The organism is Nocardia africana NBRC 100379 (genome assembly GCF_001612635.1).
In the GTDB taxonomy this organism is placed as follows: Bacteria; Actinomycetota; Actinomycetes; order Mycobacteriales; family Mycobacteriaceae; genus Nocardia; species Nocardia africana.
Genome location: NZ_BDAV01000066.1, coordinates 1 through 2,233, shown reverse-complemented (window position 1 = coordinate 2,233; position 2,233 = coordinate 1). Strand labels below are relative to the sequence as shown.

Annotated in this window: 2 protein-coding genes and 1 pseudogene; all 3 read right to left on the bottom strand. The window is 69.0% G+C overall.

All coding sequences use genetic code 11. The annotated features are described in order from the left end of the window. A partial coding sequence (locus tag NA3_RS35205) for a cutinase family protein (RefSeq protein ID WP_157126654.1) occupies positions 1 to 537 on the bottom strand: 537 nt, incomplete at its 3' end. 6 nt (positions 538 to 543) lie between these two features. Then, positions 544 to 1,641, bottom strand: a complete 1,098-nt coding sequence (locus NA3_RS35200; protein WP_062969235.1) for a lipase family protein — start codon at positions 1,639 to 1,641, stop codon at positions 544 to 546. Next, a pseudogene (locus NA3_RS37965) lies at positions 1,638 to 2,233 on the bottom strand (cutinase family protein); the annotation flags it as partial. The gene NA3_RS35200 and the pseudogene NA3_RS37965, both read right to left, overlap by 4 nt.

Genomic DNA, 2,233 nt, shown 5'->3' with positions numbered 1-2,233 from the left:
CGCTGGGTTGGCCAGCAGCGCGATCCCGGCAATGGAATCCGCGGCCACGGTGGCAGTGTTGTCACCGACCCGGTGGGCGAAATCGGTGACTGCTGCCGCGCCTTGTCCCCATCCGGCCGCCGCGAGCTTCGTTGTCGGACAACGATGAACGACCTCAGTGGCCTCGGATTCGAGGCGCTGCGCGGCGCTCGTGCTGGCTTGGTCGTAGGGTTGGGGCTCGCCGGTGTCGCTGTCTCCATAAGGGATGTAGAGACGTTGGACCAGCTCGCCGGCGTGCGCCGCCAGGGGCGTGAACAGTTGGCCGAGGGCGCCGGTGTCCACAGTCGGTGCGGTGTCGGTCGCCGACTCATCCGGTCCCTGAACGCCGAACACAAACAGCGCCGGACACCGGTCCCCGATCGGAACCGCCGGGTCAGCGGTCGCTACCTGGACGCCACCACCAGCGATCAACACAGCCCCCACCGCTGTCACGCACACCCGGCGAGCCAGGTTGCCGCGGCCGATTTTCCGGATGTTCCGGGTTTTGCTGTACCGCATCGCTTTTCACTCCTCTCCTGCGCGGTTGAGGTAGTCGGCCAGGTGGGCGATGGTTTCGGTGATGGCGTCGTGGGCGGTGTCGAGGTGGCCGCAGTCGTAGTTGCGCCAACTCACCTCGACCCCGGCTTCGCGGTAGGCCGACAGCAGGCGGGTGCTCTGCCCGATCGGCACCAGCGCGTCGCGAGCGCCGTGGTAGAGGTGCACCGGCACGCTCGGTACCTGGTCGACGGGGATGGTTTCGCGGGCCAGGACGTAATGCCACATGGGATCGGTCCACGGCTGTCCCCGGTCGCACCACTGCTCGATCGGCCGCCGATACTGCGCGAGCAGCATTGGAGCACTGCGGGTTTCGGCTTCGGCGATGATCTGTCGGCCGTCGGCAGAGAGCACATGCCGCAGCGGCAGATGGTGGTAGGCGCGCGACAAACCGATGAGGCCGGCCAGCACGAGCGCGGAAAACGGACCGGTGTTCAGCGATGCCACCAGCGCGCCGGGAACGGTGATGGTGGCGCCGGCCGCGATCCCGCGCAGGTCAACCTCCGGTGCGTAGGAGCGGTGCAACTGCGCCGCGACCATGACCGCGCGAGCACCGTCGGCATAACCCCACGCCACAACCGGCGATCTCTGTGTATTCAGTTCCTGGATTGAGGCGGTGGCGCGGGCGAGGTCGAGGGTATGGTGTGCTGCGGCGCGGCCGGCGAGGAAGGTGTGCGGGCCCTGCCCGGTGATGCCGAGGTTTTCCCCATCCGGGACAGCGACGATCCAGCCGCGTCCCAGCGCCGCCGTGATCGGCGCGGTGTCGGGTTCGGCACCGATGGCCAGCAGCCGAGACGGTGCGCAGGGTCCGCCGAGACCGTGAAAGCTCGGGCAGTACACCAGGATCGGGCCTGGCCCGAGTTGCGGATCGGTATCGGGGGCGATCACGATGCCGGAGGCGGCGGTGAGTTCGCCGTGGCTGTCGGTGGAGGTGTAGAGCACCTGCCACGCCGCGCCTGCCCCGGTCAACGCGGGTGTGTCGGTGGGGCGGATGCGCAGGATGCGGCCGGGCTCCTCGGTGTCGTGGAGGGTGGGCGGGGTGTAGAAGGCGGTGCCGATGTCGTTCATGACTGGTGTCCTGCGGCGTCGTGAGCGAGGGCGGTCATCCAGGCGACGCCGGAGGCGAGTTGGCCGCTGGCGAGGTAGCCGTTGTGGCGGGCAACGGTGTCGCCGTAGCGCACCCACACCGCCGCGTTGATCAGATCGGCGTTGTCGGCCACCAACTGTCCCCAGGCGCCGGCGAGTTGGCCGGCCAGCTTCGCCACGATGCCGAGCGGGTTCGCCACAGCGGCGGCGGTGATCTGATCCCATCGCTGGGCGGCTGCCTGCACCTGATCCGGTCCCGGTGCGGGAGTTCGGGGGTCGGCGGCGTCGGTAAGCCGCTGCGCCAACGGTTTTCCCGGAAGGTAGTCGGCGTTGCCGGGGTCGGTGTGGAAGTCCTCGGCGAGCACGGTGGTCCACGCTCGTCCCATCGCTGTCGAGAACAGTCCGTTGATCGACGACAGGGCAGCGATCGGGTCGCGCAGGTCGGCTTGGGCGGCGATTTCCGCGCCGATGCGTAGCAGGGCAGCGTGGTCGGGCGCCGAGCACGCCAGGTCACCGTCGGTGCAAATATCAGCGACACGACCGGTCAGCGCGCCGTAGCCGTCACCGTCGGTGG

Coding starts and splice junctions, on each gene's coding strand:
- NA3_RS35200 (WP_062969235.1), bottom strand. CDS start 1,641: ATGAACGACATCGGCACCGCCTTCTACACCCCGCCCACCCTCCACGAC.